Source organism: Streptomyces sp. NPDC006610 (assembly GCF_040611575.1).
Lineage (GTDB): Bacteria > Actinomycetota > Actinomycetes > Streptomycetales > Streptomycetaceae > Streptomyces.
Genome location: NZ_JBEXOP010000032.1, coordinates 53,516 through 73,456, shown reverse-complemented (window position 1 = coordinate 73,456; position 19,941 = coordinate 53,516). Strand labels below are relative to the sequence as shown.

Annotated in this window: 1 protein-coding gene; it reads right to left on the bottom strand. The window is 77.0% G+C overall.

The genetic code is table 11. The annotated features are described in order from the left end of the window. Positions 1–22 precede the first annotated feature (22 nt). Positions 23–19,927: a non-ribosomal peptide synthase/polyketide synthase gene (locus ABZY13_RS24115; protein WP_356634068.1), complete on the bottom strand. Its 19,905-nt coding sequence runs from the start codon at positions 19,925–19,927 to the stop codon at positions 23–25. Positions 19,928–19,941: the final 14 nt, after the last annotated feature.

Sequence of the window (19,941 nt, the reverse complement as noted above, 5' to 3'; positions counted from 1 at the left end):
CCGCGGACCGCGGGGCGGGGCGTCACCGGCTGTCCCGGGCGTGCCGGGCGATGTGGCGCAGCGCCTCGGCGAAGTCCTCGGCGACGCGGCGGACGGTGTCGGTGTCGTGCAGGGCGGGCCGGTGGTGCCAGGTGAAGGACAGCCGTCCGGCCTGGACCGCGCCGACCACCTCCAGCGGGTGCGATCCGCTGTCGCGCGGGTCGTGGTCCCGGCCGAAGGAGCCGTGCTCGGCGCGGACGAGTCCGTCACCGGGCGTTTCCGGACGGGCGTCCCACTGGCCGAGGTAGTTGAAGACGACCTGGCCGTGGGCCGCCCGTCCGAGCCGCTCGCGCACCTCGGGCGGGCCGTAGGTGCGCAGGGCGCCGAAGCCGAGGCCGCCGCCGGGGACGGCGCGCAGCTGGCGGCGCACCGACTTCACCAGGGTCCGCCAGTCCCGGCCGGGGAGCGGTTCCCCCGGTTCGGACACGCGCAGGGCGACCGGGTGGACGGTGGTGAACCAGCCGACGGTGCGGGAGAGGTCCACGTCGTCGAGGACGTCCTCGCGACCGTGTCCCTCCAGGTCCAGTCGGATCTCCTCGCGTCCGGTCCAGCGGGCGAGGGCCAGGGCGAGGGCGGCGAGCAGCACGTCGTTGACGCGGGTGCGGTAGGCGGTCGGCGCGGCGCGCAGCAGGGCCTCGGTGTCCGCCTCGTCCAGTGCGACGCCGAGCACCTCCACGCGGCCGGCCTCGGGTCCGGTGGCGGGTGGGGCCGGGAGCGGGTCGGCGGCCACCGCCCGTTCCCAGTAGGGCAGTTCGTGGTCGAGGGCGCCGGAGGCGACATGCGCGGCGAGGCCTCGGGCCCAGTCGCGGAAGGAGGTGGTGCGCTCGCCGAGGGCGACCGGGCCGCCCCGCAGGGCCTGGCGGTAGGCGGCCTCCAGGTCGTCGCGCAGGATGCGCCAGGAGACGGCGTCCACGACGAGGTGGTGGGCGACCAGGAGGAGGAAGGCGGGCCGGTCGGCGCCGCCGTCGAACAGGGCCGCCCGCAGCAGCGGGCCGCGCGCCAGGTCGAAGCCGGTGTGCAGGTCGTCGGCGGCCTTCTCCATCGCCGCGTCGGCCTCTGCGGGCGTCAGTCCGCCGAGGTCGTGGCGGAGGAGCAGCTGCGCGGGGCCGGTGTCGGAGGGCGGCGGGTTGAACTGCCGCCAGCCGTCCCCGTCGCGGGTGAAGCGCATGCGCAGGGCGTCGTGGTGGTCCAGCAGGGCGGCGAGGGCGGTCTCCAGGGCGGCGGCGTCCGGGGTGGCGTGCAGTTCGACCAGCAGGGACTGGTTGAAGTGCGCGTGGCTGGCGCGCGGCGCGGTCAGGAACCAGTCCTGGATGGGGGTGAGCGGGACCTCGCCGCTCACCGGCCCGTGGTCCCCGGACGGCTCGGGCGCCGCGGCGACGACGGCGGCCAGCTCGGCCACCGTCTGGTGGGTGAACAGGTCGCGGGTGGCCAGGTGCAGTCCGTCGCGCCGCAGCCGGGAGACGACCTGCATGCTCAGGATCGAGTCGCCGCCGAGGTGGAAGAAGTTGTCGTGCGCGCCGACCTCGGGCACGCCGAGGACGTCGGCCCAGATGCGGGCGATGCGCTTCTCGGTGTCGGTGCGCGGGGCGGTGCGCGGTCCGGCGGCCGTGTGCGCGGCGCCGGGTTCGGGCAGGGCGCGCCGGTCGGTCTTGCCGTTCGGGGTGAGCGGCAGCCGCTCCAGCGGGACGAACGCGGAGGGCACCATGTGCGGCGGGAGCAGCCCGGCCAGGTGGTCGCGCAGCTCGGAGGCGGGCGCCTGATCGGGGGCGGCGGGCACGACGTAGGCCACGAGCCGCGCGGAGCCGGAGCCGTCGCCGCCGCGTACGACGACGACCGCGTCCCGCACCCGCGGGTGGCCGCGCAGGGCGTTCTCGATCTCCCCGGGTTCGATGCGGAAGCCGCGCAGCTTGACCTGGTCGTCGGCGCGTCCGGCGAAGCGCAGCCGGCCCTCCGCGTCCCAGCGGGCGAGGTCGCCGGTGCGGTACATCCGCTCGCCGGGTGCGCCGAAGGGGTCGGCGACGAAGCGGGCCGCGGTGAGGCCGGGCCGGCCCAGGTAGCCGCGGGCCAGTCCGGGTCCGGCGACGTACAGCTCGCCGGTGACGCCGGGCGGGACGGGGCGCAGGGCGGCGTCGAGGACGTGGACGCGGGTGGCGCCGGCCGGGCCGCCGATGGGCGGGGCCCCCTGTCCGGGGGCGAGGGGGCCGGTCCAGGTGGCGACGACGGTGGCCTCGGTGGGGCCGTACGAGTTGATCATCCGGCGTCCCGGGGCCCACCGGTCGACCAGGTGGGCCGGGCAGGCCTCGGCGCCGACGATGAGGGTGCGCAGGTGGGGAAGGGCGGCGGCGGTCTCGGGGGCGACCGTGGCCAGGGCGGCCGGCGGGATCAGGGTGTGGCTGATACGCCGTTCGGCGAGGACCTGGGCGAGCCGCTCCCCGACCAGCGGCCCTTCCTCGCCGGTGACCAGGGTGGCGCCGGTGAGCAGGGACACGCACAGCTCCAGCACCGAGGCGTCGAAGCTGGGCGAGGCGAACTGGAGGACCCGGTCGCCGGGGCCCGCGTCGTAGCGCGCGGCGGCTGCCGAGGCGAAGGCGGCGAGGCCCGTGTGGGTGACCACGACGCCCTTGGGGGCGCCGGTGGAGCCGGAGGTGTAGATGGTGTACGCCGGGTGGGCGACGGTCAGCGGCGCGAGGCGGTCGGCGTCCGTGGGGGCGGTGTCCTGGCCGTCCGCCTCCCATACGGCGGCGGGGTCGGCCAGGACCAGCCGGGCGCCCGCGTCGCGGAGCATGAACTCGCGGCGCTGTTCGGGGTAGTCGGGGTCGACGGGCAGGAAGGCCCCGCCGGCCTTGGCCACCGCGAGCTGGGCGACGACCGTTGCGGCGCCGCGGGGCAGGGCCAGCGCCACGATGTCCTCGGGGCCGACCCCCTGGGCGATGAGCCGGTGCGCGAGCCGGTTGGCGGCGCACTCCACGTCCGCGTACGTCAGCTCCCGGCCGCCGGCGTCGGACACGGCGACCGCGTCGGGGGTGCGGGCGGCCTGTCGTTCGAACAGCTCGGGCAGGGTCGCGGGGGCCGCCTCGGGGGCCGTGCCGCGTCCGAGGTCGAGGACGGCCCGCAGGGTCGCGTCGGTGGCGAGCGGCAGGGCGCCCACCGGCCGGTCGGGGTCCTCGGCGACGGCGGTCAGCAGGGTGGTGAGCTGGTCGGCCATGCGGGCGGCGGTGGCCGCCTCGAACAGGTCGGTGTTGTAGGTGACCACGCCGTCCAGGGCGCCGTCGGCGGCCTCGGCGAACTCGAAGGTGAGGTCGAACGCCGCGTGCCGCAGTTCGGTGTCGACGTCGGCGACCTCGACGCCCGGCAGGTCGAGGCCGGCCGCGGGGGCGTTCTGCAGGACGACCATGACCTGGAAGAGGGGGGTGCGGCTGGTGTCGCGGACCGGCTGCACCTCGTCCACCACCCGCTCGAACGGGGCCTCCTGGTGGGCGAAGGCGTCCAGGACGGTGCCGCGCACGTCGGCGAGGAACTCGGGGAACGGCCGGTCCGGTTCGACCCGGGAGCGCAGCACGAGGGTGTTGACGAAGAACCCGACGAGGCCCTGCGTCTCGGCGCGGTCGCGGCCGGAGGTGACCGTGCCGACGGCGATGTCCCGGCCGCCGGTCAGCCGGGCCAGATAGGCCTGGGCGGCGGCGACCAGGGTGGTGAAGAGGGTGGCCTGCCGGTCGCGGCCGACCTGGGCGAGGCGGCGGGCCGTGCGGCCGGGCAGGGTGAACCGCACGGAGGCGCCGTCGTGGGTGCGCACGGGCGGGCGCGGCCGGTCGGTGGGCAGGTCCAGCGTCTGAAGGCCCGCGAGGTGCTCCTTCCAGTGGGCGAGCTGCTCGTCCGTGCCGTGGGCGCGCTGCCAGTGGGCGTAGTCGGCGTACTGCACCCGCAGGGGCGGCAACTTCTCCTTCTCCACGCCCAGTTCGACGCGGTAGAAGTGGGCGAGGTCGCCGGTGAGGACGCCGGTCGACCAGCCGTCGGTGACGATGTGGTGCAGGGTCAGGGTCAGCACGTGCTCGTCGTCGGCGAGCCGGATCAGCCCGGCGTGCAGGAGCGGGCCGCGCCGCAGGTCGAAGGCGCGGGCGCGTTCGGCGGCCAGCAGGGCGTCCAGGCGGGCCGCGCGGGCCTCGTCCGCCAGGGGGGACAGGTCGTGCAGCGGCAGCGGCACGCCGGACGGCGGGTGGACGATCTGCACGCCCCGGCCGTCGACCGTGTCGAAGGTGGTGCGCAGCGCCTCGTGCCGTTCGGCGAGGCCGCCGAGGGCGGCGGTGAGGGCGGCCACGTCGAGCGCGCCGCGCAGCCGCAGGGCCAGCGCGGTGACGTACTCGCCGCTGTTCGGCGCGAACTCCTCCAGGAACCAGAGGCGTTGCTGGGCGTACGACATCGGCGCGGGCGTGTCCCGGGGCACGGGGACGATCGCGGCCGGCGCGTCGCCCCGGTGTTCCTGTCCGGTGAGGAGGGCGGCGAGGGCGGCGGGCGTGGGGTGGGTGAAGACCTCGCGGGGCGACAGCTCGGCGGCGAACGCCTCGGCGAGGCGGGTGGCCAGGCGGATGCTGAGGATGGAGTCGCCGCCCAGTTGGAAGAAGTCGTCCTCCACGCCGGGCCGGTCCACGCCGAGGACGTCGGCGAAGATCTCGGCGGTGCGCCGCTCGGCGTCGGTGCGCGGCTCGGCCGGCGTGCCGCCCGGGGCGGCCGGCTCCGGTGCGGGCAGGGCCGCCCGGTCGACCTTGCCGTTGCGGCTGAGCGGCAGCGCCGGGAGGGCGACGAAGGCGGAGGGGACGAGGTAGTCGGGCAGTGTGCGCCGGGCGGACTCCCGCACCTCGGTGAGGTCGTCGGGGCCGACCACGTAGGCGACCAGGCGCCGGCCGCCGGGGCCGTCGGCGCGGGCCAGCACGGCCACGTCGGCGACGCCGGGGTGGGCGGCGAGGGCGGCCTCGACCTCGCCGGGTTCGACGCGGAAGCCGCGGATCTTCACCTGGTCGTCGGCGCGGCCCAGGAACTCGACCGTGCCGTCGGGGCGGCGGCGGGCGAGGTCGCCGGTGCGGTACATGCGCGCGCCGGGCGGGCCCGCGGGGTCGGCGAGGAAGCGGGCGGCGGTGTCGCCGGGGCGGCCGAGGTAGCCGCGCGCCACGCCCTCGCCGGCGAGGTACAGCTCGCCCGCGCAGCCCGGGGGAACGGGCCGGAGCCGGGCGTCGAGGACGTGGACCCGCATGTCGTCGAGGGGGCGGCCGATGGGCACGGTGTCGGGCACGGCGGCGGCGTCGGCGAGCGGGAAGGAGGTGGCGAAGGTGGTGGTCTCGGTGGGGCCGTAGCCGTCCACCACGGTCAGGCCGGGGCAGGCGGCGAGGACCCGGCGCACGGCCGCGGCGGGCACGACGTCGCCGCCGGTCCACACCTGCCGCAGCCCGGCGAAGCCGTCCGGCGCGTCCTGGGCCAGCAGCCGGAACAGCCCGGCGGTCAGCCACAGCGCGGTCAGCTCCTCCTCGGCCACCAGCCTCCGCAGCAGCGCGGCGTCCAGGGGCCGTCCGGGCGCGACGACGACGCAGCCGCCGGTGAGCAGCGGCGCCCACACCTCGAAGGTCGCCGCGTCGAACGCGACCGGCGAGTGCAGCAGCACCCGCCCGCACACGCCGTCGGCGAAGCGGCCGTCGGTGGCGAGGGAGGCGACGTCCCGGTGGCGTACGGCGACGGCCTTGGGCTCGCCGGTGGAGCCGGAGGTGAACATCACGTACGCCAGCCGGTCGGGGTCGCCCGGCACGGGGGCGGGGGCGTCCGGCACGGGGGTGCGGGCGGCGGCGACGCCGTCGGCGGTCAGCTCGGCCGTGGCTCCGGCCCGCGCGATCAGGGCCCGGCGGCGTTCCTCGGGGGCGCGGGCGTCCACGGGCACGTACGCGCCGCCCGCCTTGAGGACGGCGAGCTGGGCGACGACGAGTTCGGCGCAGCGGTCCATCGGCAGCGCCACCCGGTCCTCGGGCCGCAGTCCGTCCGCGAGCAGCCGTGAGGCCACGGCGTCCGACCAGGCGTCGAGTCGACGGTAGGTCAGTTCGGTGTCGCCGTCGCGCAGGGCGGGGGCGTCGGGGGTGCGGCGGGCCTGCTCGGCGAAGAGGTCGACGGGGCTGAGCGGGGCCTGCCGGCGGGCGGTGGCGTTCCACTGCGCGAGCAGGGCGCGGTCGGCCTCCGTGAGCGGTTCCAGGCCGGTGACGTCCGCGTCGGTGTCGAGGGCGTCGGCGAGGGCGGTGAGCAGGGTGGTCAGCCGGGCCGCGGCCCGTTCGGCGGTGTCCCGGTCGAACAGGTCGGCGTCGTAGGCGAGATCGAGGCCGAGCCGGTCGCCGAGGTAGGCGCGCAGGCACAGCGGGAAGGTGGGCGCGTCGTCGGCGCGCACGTCCTCGACGCGCACGCCGGTCCTGGCCGTGGCGGACTCGTCCACGGGGTAGTTCTCGAAGACGACCATGCTGTCGAACAGGGCCTCACCGGCGGGGACTTCGCTCAGCGCCTGGATGCGGGGCAGCGCGAGGAAGTCGTACCGGCGGGCGTCGCTGCCGCGTTCCTGCACCCCGCGCAGCCAGGAGACCGCTCCCCCGCCGGTCACCCGGACACGGGTGGGCACGGTGTTGATGAACATGCCGATCATGGTGTCGACGCCCGGCAGTTCGGCGGGCCGCCCGGAGACGGTCGTGCCGAACACGACGTCGTCGCGTCCGCCGTGCCGGGCCAGGAACAGCGCCCACGCGCCCTCGACCACGGTGTTCACCGTGAGCCCGGCCCTTGCCGCCGCCTCCCGCAGCCGGGCCGAGACCCGCTCGTCCAGTTGCCGGCGCACGACGGCGGAGGCGCGGGAGCGGTGCGCCTCGGCGGGCGTGCGGTCGTACGGCAGCGGGGTGCGGGCGGCGAAGCCGGCGAGGGCGTCGGCCCAGTGGGCCTCGGCGGCGTGCTCGTCCTGGTCGTGCAGCCAGCGCAGGAAGTCCGCGAAGGGCCGCCGCACCGGAGCGGGCGCCTCGGGTCCGCCGGTGAGGGCTGCGTAGCGCTCACAGACCTCGGTGAGCAGTTGGCCGGTGCTCCAGCCGTCCAGGATCAGATGGTGGGAGGACCACAGCAGCAGGACCTCGTCGCCGGGGAGCGCGGCGAGGGCGACGCGGGTGAGCGGGGCGGCGGTGAGGTCCATGCCGGCCGCGCGGTCGGCGGCGAGCAGCTCCTCGGTCGCCCGCTCCCGCTCCCGGGGCGTCAGGCGCCGCCAGTCCAGGTGGGTGACGGGCAGTTCCACCCGCTCGTGGACGACCTGGACGGGGTGCGGCAGCCCCTGCCAGTGCACGCTGGTGCGCAGGGCCTCCGTGCGGTCGGCGACCTGCTGCCAGGCGGCGGCGAACGCCTCCGGGTCGGCCACGCCGGACAGCCGCACGGCCGTCCGGTCGAAGTAGGCGCCCGCCGTGTCCACCAGGCCGTGGAAGAGCATCCCGGCCTGCAACGGCGTCAGCGGCAGCACGTCCGCCACGCCCCGGCCGTCGCCCACCAGCCGGTCGAGGTCGGCCTGGCCGAGCCCGGCGAGCGGGAAGTCGGACGGGGTGCGTCCGCCCGCGTCCGGCCGGGCGCAGTGGGCGGCGATGTCGCGCAGGGCCGCGCACATCTCCTCGGCCAGCCGGCGGACCGTGGCCTCGTCGTACACGGCCGGGGGGTAGGTCCACCCCAGTTCGAGCCGGCCGTCCTGGACGACGCCGGTGACGTCCAGCAGGTAGGGGCGCGTCTCGCCGGGATCGGTGTCGGAACCGGCCGGGGGCAGGGCGGCTCCGAAGAGGCCCGTCGCGCCGGCGCCCGCGTCCCACTGGCCGTGGTAGTTGAAGCCGACCCGCGGGGCCGGGCCTTCGGCGAGGGGGCTGTCGGGCAGGAGGTGGCGCAGCGCGCCGTGGCTCAGCCCGTGCAGCGGCACCGCGCGCAGCTGTTCCTTGACCGAGCGCAGGGTGTCGTGCCAGCCGGCGTCGGGGGCGACGCGCAGGGCGAGCGGGAACTCGGCGGTGAACCAGCCGACGGTCCGGGACAGGTCCAGGTCGTCGAAGAGGTCCTCGCGGCCGTGTCCCTCGACGCCGACGAGCACGGTGTCGCGCCCGCACCAGCGGGCCAGGGTGCGGCCGAGGGCGCTGAGCAGGACGTCGTTCACCTGCGTGCGGTAGACGTCGGGGACGCGGCGCAGCAGGGCCTCGGTGGTCTCCGGCTCCAGCCGCACGGTGAGGGTGGCGGCCGTGCCGTGGGTGTTGGGCCCGGGCCGTCCGGCGGGCAGGTCCGCGGGTGCGGCGGCGGTGCGCCGCCAGTGGTCGAGGTCGTGGTCGAGGCATCCGGAGCGGGTGTGCCGTTCCAGGCGCTGCGCCCAGTGGCCGTACGCGCTGGTGGCCGGGGGCAGCTCGACGGGGAGCCCGGCCGCGGCGGCGCGGTGGGCGGTCTCCAGGTCGGCGAGCAGGATGCGCCAGGAGACGCCGTCCACGACCAGGTGGTGGGCGGTGACGAGGAGTTGCGGCGGCTCGTCGGGGCCGCGGTCGAGGAGCAGGACGCGCAGCACCCGTCCCTCGGCCGGGTCGAGGCCGGCGCGTGCCGCGTCGGCCGCCCGCGCCGCCTCCGCCTCCAGCTCGGGTCCGTGCAGGCCGCGCACGTCGTGGTGGGTGAGGATGCCGTCCGGGGCCTCGGGCAGGACCTCCTGGCGCCAGCCGTCGCCGGTGCGGCGGAAGCGGGTGCGCAGGGCGGGGTGGTGGCGCACGAGGGCGTCCACGGCGGTGCGCAGGGCCGACGGGTCGGCGTCGGGGGCGAGTTCGAGGCGCTGGGTCATGGTGAAGCGCATCGGGTCGCCCTCGCGGCGGCCGTCGAGGTACCAGTGCTGGATCGGCGTGAGCGGGGCCTCGGCGGGCGGGGCCTGGTCCGTGGCGCGGGCGGGGCCGGTCGCGGTGACGCGCAGGGCGAGTTCGGCGACGGTCTGGTGCCGGAAGACGTCCTTGGTGGTCAGCGCCAGCCCGGCCTGGCGGGCCCGGGAGACGATCTGGATGCTGAGGATGGAGTCGCCGCCCAGGGCGAAGAAGTTGTCGCGCGCGCCGACGCGTTCGACGCGCAGTACGTCCGCCCAGATGCCGGCCAGGGTCTCCTCCGCGCCGGGCCGGGGGGCGACGTAGGCCGTGGTGGGGTCGGGCTGCGCGGGCGGGGCGGGCAGGGCGCGCCGGTCGGTCTTGCCGGTGCTGGTGCGCGGGATCCGCTCCAGCGGGACGAACGCCGCCGGGACCATGTGGTCGGGCAGGGTGCGCCGCAGCGCGAGCCGCAGGGCGTCGTGGGACGGGGTGCGGTCGCCGGCGGGCACGAGGTGGGCCACGAGCATCGGGCGGCCGGCGTGTTCCCGCGCGGCCACCACGGCGTCGGCGACCTCGGGGAGGGCGAGCAGCGCGGCTTCCACCTCGCCGGGCTCGATGCGGAAGCCGCGGATCTTGATCTGTTCGTCGGTGCGGCCGAGGAACTCCAGCAGGCCCCGGTCGTCCCAGCGGGCGCGGTCGCCGGTGCGGTACATCCGCTCCCCCGGCGCGCCGAACGGGTCGGCGAGGAAACGCGCGGCGGTCAGGCCGGGGCGGCCCAGGTAGCCGCGGGCCACCTGCGCGCCGGCCAGGTACAGCTCGCCGGGCACGCCGGGCGGCACCGGCCGCAGCGCGCCGTCGAGGACGTAGGCGCGCAGGTTGCGGCCGGGGCGGCCGACGACCGGGCGGTCGGGCCGTTCGGCGCAGCGCCCGTAGGCGGCGTCGACGGTGCACTCGGTGGGCCCGTACATGTTGTACGCGGTGACGCCGAGGCCGGCCGCGGCGCACAGCTCCCGCCAGGCGTCGGCGCCGATGGCCTCGCCGCCGACGAGCAGGACGCGCGGGTGGTGGCGGCCGGGGGCGAGCAGTCCGGCGGCGGTGAGTTCGCGCAGGAACGACGGGGTGACGTTGACGAGGTCCAGGGCGTGGCCGGCGACCTGGGCGCAGAACGCCTCCGGGTCCAGGCGCACGTCCTCGTCGACGAGGTGGACCTCCTGCCCGAGGGCGAGCAGCAGCGGCCCCTCCCAGGACGTGTCGAAGGAGAAGGAGGCGCTGAGCGCGGCGCGCAGCCGCCGCCCGTCGGCGGTGTGCGGGGCGACGAGCCCTTCTCGGTGGTCGTGGCAGAGGTTGACCAGCTGGCGGTGCTCGACCACGACGCCCTTGGGGCGGCCGGTGGAACCGGAGGTGTAGACGATGTACGCGGCGTGGTCCGGGCGCAGCGGGGCCCGCCGGTCGCGGTCGGTCGGGTCGTGGGCGGGAAGCCGGTCCCAGGGCGTGTCGCGCAGGGTGTCCTCGGTGACCACGGTGTGCGGGGCGGCGTCCGCGAGGAGGTGGGCGGCGCGCTCCGCGGGCAGGTCGGGGTCGAGGCTGAGCAGGACGCCGCCCGCCTTGGCGACGGCGAACAGCGTCACCAGCAGGTCGCTGGTGCGGGGCAGCCGTACGGCGACGACGTGCTCGGGGGCCACGCCCAGGGCGATGAGGTGGTGGGCGAGCCGGTTGGCGCGCTCGTTGAGGGCGGCGTAGGTGAGGGTGGCGTCACGGGCGGCCAGGGCGGTGAGGTGCGGGGTGCGGGCGGCCTGCGCCTCGAAGAGCGCCGGGAACGTGGTGTTCTCGACGGTGAGACGCGGGCCCTGCCAGTCGTGCAGCACCTGGCGGCGCTCGGCGGCGGTCATCAGCTCCAGCGCCCGGCAGTCGCGGTCCGGGTCCTCGGCCGCCGCCTCCAGCAGCAGCCGCAGCCGGGCGGCCAGCCGGCGGACGGTGGCCTCGTCGAACAGGCCGGTGTTGTACTCCAGATGACCGGTGAGGCCGCCGTCGTCCTCCACGAAGTCGAAGGCGAGGTCGAAGGTCGCGTTGCGCACGGGCGGCGTCACCGGCTCGACGTCCAGTCCGGGCAGCTCCGGGGCCCGGACGCCCAGGTTGTGCAGGGCGACCATGACCTGGAACAGCGGGGTGCGGCTGGTGTCGCGCTCGGGCTGGAGGGCGTCGACCAGCCGCTCGAAGGGCACGTCCTGGTGCGCGAACGCCTCCAGCACCGTGGTGCGCGTGCGCTCCAGCAGGTCCCGGAAGGACATGCCGGGGCGCACCCGGTTGCGCAGGACCACGGTGTTCACGAACATGCCGACCACGTCGTGCAGTTCGGGCCGGTCGCGGCCGGCGGTGACGGTGCCGACGGCGACGTCCTCCTGGTCCGCCCAGCGGGAGAGCAGCACCGTGCAGGCGCTCAGCAGGGTCATGTAGAGGGTCGCGTCGGCCTCCCGGCCGCGGGCGCGGAGCCGGTCGGCAAGTGCTGCGGGCAGGGTGAAGGTGTGCAGCGCGCCCTCCCGGCCGCGTACGGCGGGACGCGGCCGGTCGGTGGGCAGTTCCAGCGGGGGCACGCCGTCCAGCGCGGTGCGCCAGTAGGCGAGTTGCTTCTCGACGTGGTCGGCGCGGGAGCGCTGCCAGGCGGCGTGGTCGGCGTACCGCACGGGCAGCGGCGGGAGCTGGGGTGGGCGGCCCTCGTGCGCCGCCGCGTACAGCTCGCCCAGGTCGCGGCCGAGGACGCCGAGCGACCAGCCGTCGGTGACGATGTGGTGGACGGCGAGGAGCAGCGCGTGCTCGTCGGCGGAGAACCGGGCCAGCCGGGCGCGCAGGAGCGGTCCGGCGGCCAGGTCGAAGGGCGTGCCGGCCTCGCGTTCCAGCACCGCGTCGAGGGCGGCGCCCGGGTCGGGGGCCGCGGTGAGGTCGTCCACGGGCAGGCCGACCGGGTGCGGCGGGTGCACCAGCTGCCGTGCCTGGCCGTCCTGTTCGGTGAAGGTGGTGCGCAGCGCCTCGTGCCGGGCGACCAGTCCGTCCAGCGCGGCGCGCAGCGCCGGTTCGTCCAGCGGGCCGCGCAGGCGGAGCACGGACAGGGTGGTGTACTCGGTGCTGCCCGGCTCGAACCGGTCGAGGAACCACAGGCGTTGCTGGGCGTACGACAGCGGGGCCGGGGTCCGCGGCGCGGTGGCGGGGATGGCGTCGGCGGACACGGCTGTCCCGTCCGCCGCGGGTTCGCCGAGCACGGCGGCCAGGGCGGACACGGTGGGGTGGGTGAACAGCAGCCGCGGGGAGACGTCGGGGCCGAAGGCGGCGCGCAGCCGGGCGGTGACGCGGACGGCGAGGATGGAGTCGCCGCCGAGGGCGAAGAAGTCGTCCCCGGCGCTCACCTCGCCCGCGCCGAGCACGTCGGCCCAGGCGGCGGCGACCAGCCGTTCGGCGGGCGTGCGCGGCGGGGTGCGGTCGGCGCCGGCGGCGTAGCCGTCCGGGCCGGGCGCGGGCAGGGCGCGCCGGTCGAGCTTGCCGTTGACGGTGAGCGGCAGCGCGGGCATCGGCACATAGGCGGCGGGCACCATGTGGGCGGGCAGCAGCCGCTCCAGGTGGGCACGCAGCTCGGCCGCTGCGGGCGCCGCGTCGCCGCCGGGGCCGACGACGTGGGCCACGAGCCGGCGGGTGCCGGACGCGTCCTCGAACACGCCGACGGCGGCCTCGGCGACGCCGGGGTGGGTGTGCAGGGCGGCCTCGATCTCGCCGGGCTCGATGCGGTAGCCGCGGATCTTGGCCTGGGCGTCGGCGCGGCCCAGGTACTCCAGGGTGCCGTCGGCGCGCCACCTGGCCCGGTCGCCGGTGCGGTACATCCGGCTGCCGGGCCGCCCGAAGGGGTCGGCGAGGAAGCGGGAGGCGGTCAGGCCGGGGCGGCCCAGGTAGCCGCGGGCCAGGCCCTCCCCGGCGACGTACAGCTCGCCGACCGCGCCGGGCGGCACGGGGGCCAGTCCGGCGTCGAGGACGTACACGCGCAGGTCGGGGATGGCCACGCCGATGGGGCTGGCCGGGCCGGTGCGCGCGGTGGCGGCGTCCAGGGGGGCGTGGGTGACGTGCACGGTGGTCTCGGTGATGCCGTACATGTTGACCAGCCGCGGCGCGGTGTCGGGGTGGCGGGCCCACCAGTCGGCGAGGCGGCCGACGTCGAGTGCCTCGCCGCCGAAGACGACCGTGCGCAGCGCCAGCCGGGCGCCGACCTCGGGGTGTTCGGCGTCCGCGCGGATCAGCGGGTAGAAGGCGGACGGCGTCTGGTTGAGGACCGTGACCCGTTCGTCGGCCAGCAGGCGCAGGAAGTCCTCCGGGGAGCGGGCGGTCTCGTCGGGGACGACGACGAGCCGGCCGCCGTGCAGCAGCGGGCCCCACAGCTCCCACACCGAGAAGTCGAAGGCGTAGGAGTGGAACAGCGTCCACACGTCGTCCGCGCCGAAGCCGAACCAGGGGGCGGTGCGGGTGAACAGCCGCACCACGTTGGCGTGCGGGATCACCACGCCCTTGGGGCGGCCGGTGGAGCCGGAGGTGTAGATGGCGTAGGCGGGGCTCTCCGGCAGCGGGCGGCGGGCCGGTCCGGGGCCGCCGGCCGGGCGCCGGTCGAGGTCGGCGCGGACGCCGGGGTCGTCCAGGAGCAGCACCGGCACGTCGGTGCCGTCGGCGAGCGCGGCCGTGCCGGTGGTGGTCACCAGCGTCACGGGGGCGGCGTCGGCGAGCAGGTGGGCGACGCGTTCGGCCGGTGAGTTGGGGTCGACGGGCAGATAGGCCGCGCCCGTCTTCAGGACCGCGAGGATCGCGACGACCTGGTCGGTGGAGCGGGGCAGGGCCAGGGCGACGAATCGCTCGGGGGCGGCCCCGAGTTCGGCGAGGCGGTGGGCGAGCCGGCCGGCGCGGGCGTCGAGCGTGGCGTAGTCGAGGCGGTCGGCGTCGCAGGTGACGGCGATCGCGTCGGGGGTGCGGGCGGCCTGCGCCTCGAACAGGTCGACGAGGGTCTCGTCGGGGCGGCCCTCCTGGGTGCCGTTCCAGTCGGCGAGCATCCGCCGCCGTTCCTCGGCGGTCGTCCAGGCGAGGGCGCGCAAGGGCCGGCCGGGGTGGTCGGCGATCTCGGTGAGCAGCAGGCAGAGCCGGCCGGCGAGCGCGCGGACGGTGCCGGCGTCGAACAGGGCGGGGTCGTAGGCGAGGTCGAAGCCGAGGCGTTCGCCGTGGTAGGCGCGCAGCACGAGCGGGTAGTTGGTGGCGTCGCGGGAGGCCACCTCCGTCAGGCGGATCCCGGAGCCGGCCGCGCGGGCCTCGTCGAAGGGGTAGTTCTCGAAGGCGACCATGCTGTGGAAGAGCGGGCTGCCGGAGGGCACGTCGGTCAGCTGCGTCAGCTCCGCCAGCGACACGGCGGCGAACCGTCTGGACTCGGCCTGCGCGTCCTGGAGTTCGCGCAGCCACTCGGCGGCCGTGCGCCGGGCGTCCACGCGGACCCGGGTGGGCACGGTGTTGATGAACATGCCCACCATCGACTCGACGCCGGGCAGGTCGTCGGGGCGGCCGGAGACGGTGGCGCCGAAGACCACGTCGGGTTCGGCGGCGTAGCGGGACAGCAGCAGCGCCCACGCGCCCTGCACGACCGTGTTGAGGGTGAGCCCGGCGTCGCGTGCGGTGCGCGCGAGCCGCGCCGACGCCTCCTCGCCCAGCCCGGCGACATGGACGTCCGCCGAGCGGGCCCGGTGCGCCTCGCGCAGCGGGCGGTCGACGGGCAGCGGGGTGGGCTCGGCGAAGCCGGCGAGGACGTCGCGCCAGTGGGCGCGGGCCGCGTCGGCGTCCTGGTCGGCCAGCCAGCGCACGTAGTCGCCGAAGGGCCGCCGCACGGGCGGGCGGGGCTCGGCGCCGGCGGTGAGCGCGGCGTACTCCTCGAACACCTCGGTCAGCACCTGGGCCAGGCTCCAGCCGTCCAGGATCAGATGGTGGGAGGTCCACAGCAGGTGCAGCCGCGCGTCGGGCAGCCGGACCAGTGTCAGCCGCGTCAGCGGCGCGGCGGCGAGGTCGATGCCGCGGGCGAGGTCCTGCGCGCGCAGCCGGTCGAACCGTTCGGCGCGCTCCTGTTCGCCGAGGTCGCGCCAGTCCAGGTGGGTGACGGGGACGCGGACCTCCCGGCGCACGATCTGCAGCGGCGCGGGCACGTCCTCCCACACCACGCAGGTCCGCAGGGCGGGCGTGCGGTCGGCGACCCGCTGCCAGGCCGCGGCGAGGGCGTGCGGGTCGGCGACGCCGTCGAGCAGCAGCGCGGCCTGGTCGACGTAGACGTCGTCGGGGCCGCCGACCAGCCGGTGGAACAGCATGCCCTCCTGGAGCGGCGTCAGCGGCAGGACGTCCTCCACGTCCCGTCCGTCGCCGACGAGCCGGTCGACGGCGGCCTGGTCGAGGCGGGCCAGCGGGAAGTCGGAGGGGGTGCGTCCGCCGGCGCCGGGGCGGGCGCAGTGCTCGGCGATCGCGGCGAGCGCGCGGGTCATGCCGTCGGCGAGGGTGCGCACGGTGCCGTCGTCGTGGACGGTGTCGCTGTAGTGCCAGGTGATCTCCAGCTCGCCGCCCGCGACGACGGCGGAGACGTCGAGCAGGTGGTCCAGCGGTTCGTCGGCGGCGATGTCGCGGCCGGGGACGGCGCCCGCCGGGGCGAAGTCGTGTCCCTCGCCGGCCTCCCACTGGCCGTGGTAGTTGAAGGACACCTGCGGCAGCGGGAGGTCGCGCAGGGCGCGGGCGGCCGGGTCGGGCGAGCCGAGGCGGGCCAGGGCCTCGTGGCTCAGGCCGTGCCGGGGCACCGCGCGCAGCCGCTCCTTGACCGCCTTGAGGGTGGCGCCCCAGTCGGGCGCGCCGGCCGGCCCGGCCGGGGCGAGGGTGACGGGGTACTGGCTGGTGAACCAGCCCACCGTGCGGGACAGGTCGAGCGCCTCGTCCTCGCGGCCGTGGCCCTCCAGGGCGACGGTCACGCGGTCGGTCCCGGCCCAGTCGGCGAGGACCCGGCCGAGCGCGCTGAGCAGCACGTCGTTGACCTGTGTGCGGTAGGCGGCGGGGACCCGGCGCAGCAGGGCCTCGGTGGTGGCGCGGTCGACGCGGGTGCGGACGGTGCGCACCGATCCGGCGAGCGGGACGCCGGGGCGGTCGACCGGCAGCGGGATGCGGGGCTCGGCGGCCTCACGCGTCCAGTACGGCAGGTCGGCGTCCAGCTCGCCGGCCCGTACCCGCCGGGAGAGGTGCGCGGCCCAGTCGGCGAACGGGGCGGGGACCGGGTCCAGCCGGACGGGTTCGCCCTGGGCGGCCTGCCGGTAGGCCTGTTCGAGGTCGGCGAGGAGGATGCGCCAGGAGACGCTGTCCACAGCCAAGTGGTGGGCGGCGACGAAGAGTTGCGGGCGTTCGCCGGGCGGGGGCTGGAGCAGGGCGGCGCGGAACAGGGCGCCGGTGGCCGGGTCGAGGGCGGCGCGGGCGGCCTCGGCGGCCTGCTCGCGGGCGGCCTGGGCGTCGCCGGCGCGGGCGAGGTCGTGGCGGGTGAGCAGGCCGGTGGCGGGTCCGTCGCCGGGGTGCTGCTCCCAGGCGTCCCCGGTGCGGACGTAACGGGTGCGCAGCGCGGGATGGCGGACGGGCAGGGCCTCCAGGGCGCGCTCCAGCGCCGGCTCGTCGAGGTCGTGGGGCAGGTCGAGCAGCATCGACATGGAGAAGTGGCGCAGCGGGCCGTGCGCGGCGAAGAACCACTCCTGGATCGGCGTCAGCGGGACGGGCCCCTGGGCGCGCGGCAGGCTCGGCGCGGGGACGTCCGCGGTGCGGCCGGAAGCGGCGGCGGCGAGGTCGGCGACGGTCTGGTGGCGGAAGACGTCCCGCGAGGTCAGGCGGAGGCCGGCCGCGCGGGCGCGGGAGACGGCCTGGATGCTCAGGATCGAGTCGCCGCCCAGCTCGAAGAAGTTGTCGGTGACGCCGACCCGGGGCACGCCCAGCACGTCCGCCCAGATGCCCGCGAGGGCCTCCTCCTGCGGGGTGCGCGGGGCGACGAACTCCCGGTCCCGCTCGCCGCCCCCGAAGTCGGGCGCGGGCAGGGCACGCCGGTCGACCTTGCCGCTGACGGTCATCGGCAGGGCGTCGAGCACGGTGAACGACGACGGAGTCATGTGGTCGGGCAGCACCCGCCGGCAGGCCGCCCGGACCGCGCCCACGTCCAGGCGCCCTGCGCCCGGGGCGGGTACGAGGTGGGCGGCCAGGCGGGTGTGGCCGTGCGGGTCGGCGACCGCGACGACCGCGGCGGCGGCGACCTCCGGCAGGTCGGTCAGCACCGCCTCCACCTCGCCGGGCTCGATGCGGTGGCCGCGCACCTTGACCTGGTCGTCGACGCGGCCGAGGTAGTCGAGCCGGCCGTCGGCGCTCCAGCGGGCCAGGTCGCCGGTGCGGTACATGCGGGAGCCGGGCGGGCCGAACGGGTCGGCGAGGAAGCGGGCGGCGGTCGGGCCGGGCCGGCCCGCGTAGCCGCGGGCCAGCTGCGCGCCCGCGAGGTAGAGCTCGCCGCCGACTCCGGGCGGCACGGGCCGCAGCCGGTCGTCCAGGACGTAGGCGCGGACGTTGGCCAGCGGCCGGCCCACGCTCGGCCGGCCGTCGCCCTCGATCCGGCACGCCAGCGCGTCGACCGTGCACTCGGTGGGGCCGTAGAAGTTGTAGGCGGCCACGTCCGGCAGCGCGGCCAGTTCCCGCCACAGCCCCGGTCCCACGGCCTCGCCGCCGAGCATCAGGACCCGGGGCCGGTGGCGCGGGTCGGTGAGCAGCCCGGCGGGCAGCAGCTGGCGCAGATACGTCGGGGTGAGGTCGAGGAAGTCGACGCGGTGCTCCACGACGTACTCGACGAGGGCGGCGGCGTCCAGCCGGGTCGTCTCGTCGACCAGGTGCAGCGGGTGGCCGTCGGCCATCAGCAGCACGCCCTCCAGCGAGGTGTCGAAGGAGAACGACGCCGTCAGCGCCACCCGCAGCGGCCCGCCGCCCGCCTCGGCGACGAACCCGGCGCGGTGGCCGGCCAGCAGGTTCGCCGCGGCCCGGTGCGTCACGGCGACGCCCTTGGGGCGGCCGGTGGAGCCGGAGGTGTAGATGACGTAGGCGGTGGTGTCGGGGTCGGGCGGCGCGAGCGGGCCCGCGCCGGTCGCGGGGGCGGCGGTCGCCTCGCGCAGCGCGGTCTCGTCCAGGACGAGGGCGGGCCGGGCGTCGGCGAGCAGGAACCGGACGCGCTCCTCGGGCAGCGCGGGGTCGAGCGGGAGGTAGCCGGCGCCCGCCTTCCACACGGCGAGGATCGCCACGATCATGTCGGCGGTGCGCGGCAGTCGCAGCGCGACCAGCCGCTCGGGGCCGGCGCCCTGCGCGGCGAGACGCCGGGCGAGGCGGTCGGCGCGGGCGTCGAGCGTGGCGTAGTCCAGGCGGTCGTCCCCGGCGACCAGGGCGGTGGCCCCCGGGGTGCGGGCGGCCCGGCGGGCGAACAGCTCGGGCACGGTCCCGTCGGGGACGGGCAGGTCGGTGGCGTTCCAGTCGCGCGTCACCTGCTCCAGCTGCCGCGGCGACAGCAGGGGCAGCGCGCCCAGCGGCCGGTCCGGTTCCGTCGCGGCGGCGTCCAGCAGGCGCAGCAGCTGGTCGGCCATGCGGGCGGCCGTGTCCGCGTCGAACAGGTCGGTGCGGTACTCCAGCAGGCCGGTGAGGCCCTCGCCGTCCGGGACGAACTCGACGCTCAGGTCGAAGGTGGCGGCCCGGCGGGGCACGGCGACCGGGGCGGTGGCCAGGCCCCGCGGGTCGGGGGCGGCCGGGGGCGCCGGGTGCAGCAGGACCATCACGTCGAACAGGGGGTTGCGGCCGGCCTCGCGGCTCGCGCCGACGGCCTCCACGAGCCGCTCGAACGGCGTGTCGCCGTGCGCGAAGGCGTCGTTGACGGTGTCGCCCGCGGCGTCGAGCAGGTCGCGGAAGGAGCCGGCGGTGTCCACGCGGGTGCGCAGCACGACGGTGTTGACGAAGAAGCCGACGGCGCGTTCGAGGTCGGTCCGGCCGCGGCCCGGGGTGAGCGAGCCGACGGTGATGTCGTCCTGGCCCGACCAGCGGGCCAGCAGGGCCTGGGAGGCGGCGACGAGGGCGGCGAACAGGGTGGTGTGCCGCTCGGCCGCGAGGTGCTTCAGGCGGGCCGTGGTGGCGGCGGGGACGCTGAAGGCGTGCACCGCGCCCGCGCCGGACTCCTCACCGCCACGCGGCCGGTCCAGCGGCAGCTCGGGCGCCACCGCACCCGCCAGCCGCTCCTTCCAGTGGGCGATCTCGCGCTCCAGCCGGTCGCCGGAGAGCTGCTCTCGCTGCCAGACGGCGAAGTCCGGGTACTGCGTCGCCACCGGCGCGAGCGCGGGCTCGGCGCCCTGTGCCAGGGCGTCGTAGGCGGTGCACAGCTCCTCCAGGAGCACGCCCATCGACCACCCGTCGGTGACGATGTGATGGGCGGTCAGCAGCAGGACGTGCGCCCGGTCCGACTCGCGCAGCAGCAGGGCGCGCAGCAGGGGCCCGGTGCGCAGGTCGAAGGGGCGCTCGTACTCGGCGGTCAGGGCGGCGTCGAGGGCGGTCGCGTCGCCGGGCGCGGGGAGGTCGCGGACCGGCAGCGGGAGCGGTCCGGCCGGGCGGACGGTCTGCACGGGTCTGCCGTCGGCCTCGTCGAACGTGGTGCGCAGCGCCTCGTGCCGGGCCGCCACCAGCTCCAGCGCGGCGGTCAGGGCGTCGTGGTCGAGGGCGCCGGTGAGGCGGAGGGCGACGGCGCTGTTGTAGCGGGGGTCGCCGGGCCGCAGCCGGTCCAGGAACCACAGCCGCTGCTGGGCGAAGGACAGCGGCAGCGGCCGGGTGCGGTCGGCGCGCGGTATGCCCCGGCGGGCGGCGGCCTTGGCGGCACGGCCGGCCAGTCGGCGGCGCAGCTCTTCCTGGAGGTCCTGCGGCAGGGCCTGGGCGCGGTCTCGCTTCGAAGACGTCATGGGGTTGTCGGTCC

Coding starts and splice junctions, on each gene's coding strand:
- ABZY13_RS24115 (WP_356634068.1), bottom strand. CDS start 19,927: ATGACGTCTTCGAAGCGAGACCGCGCCCAGGCCCTGCCGCAGGACCTC.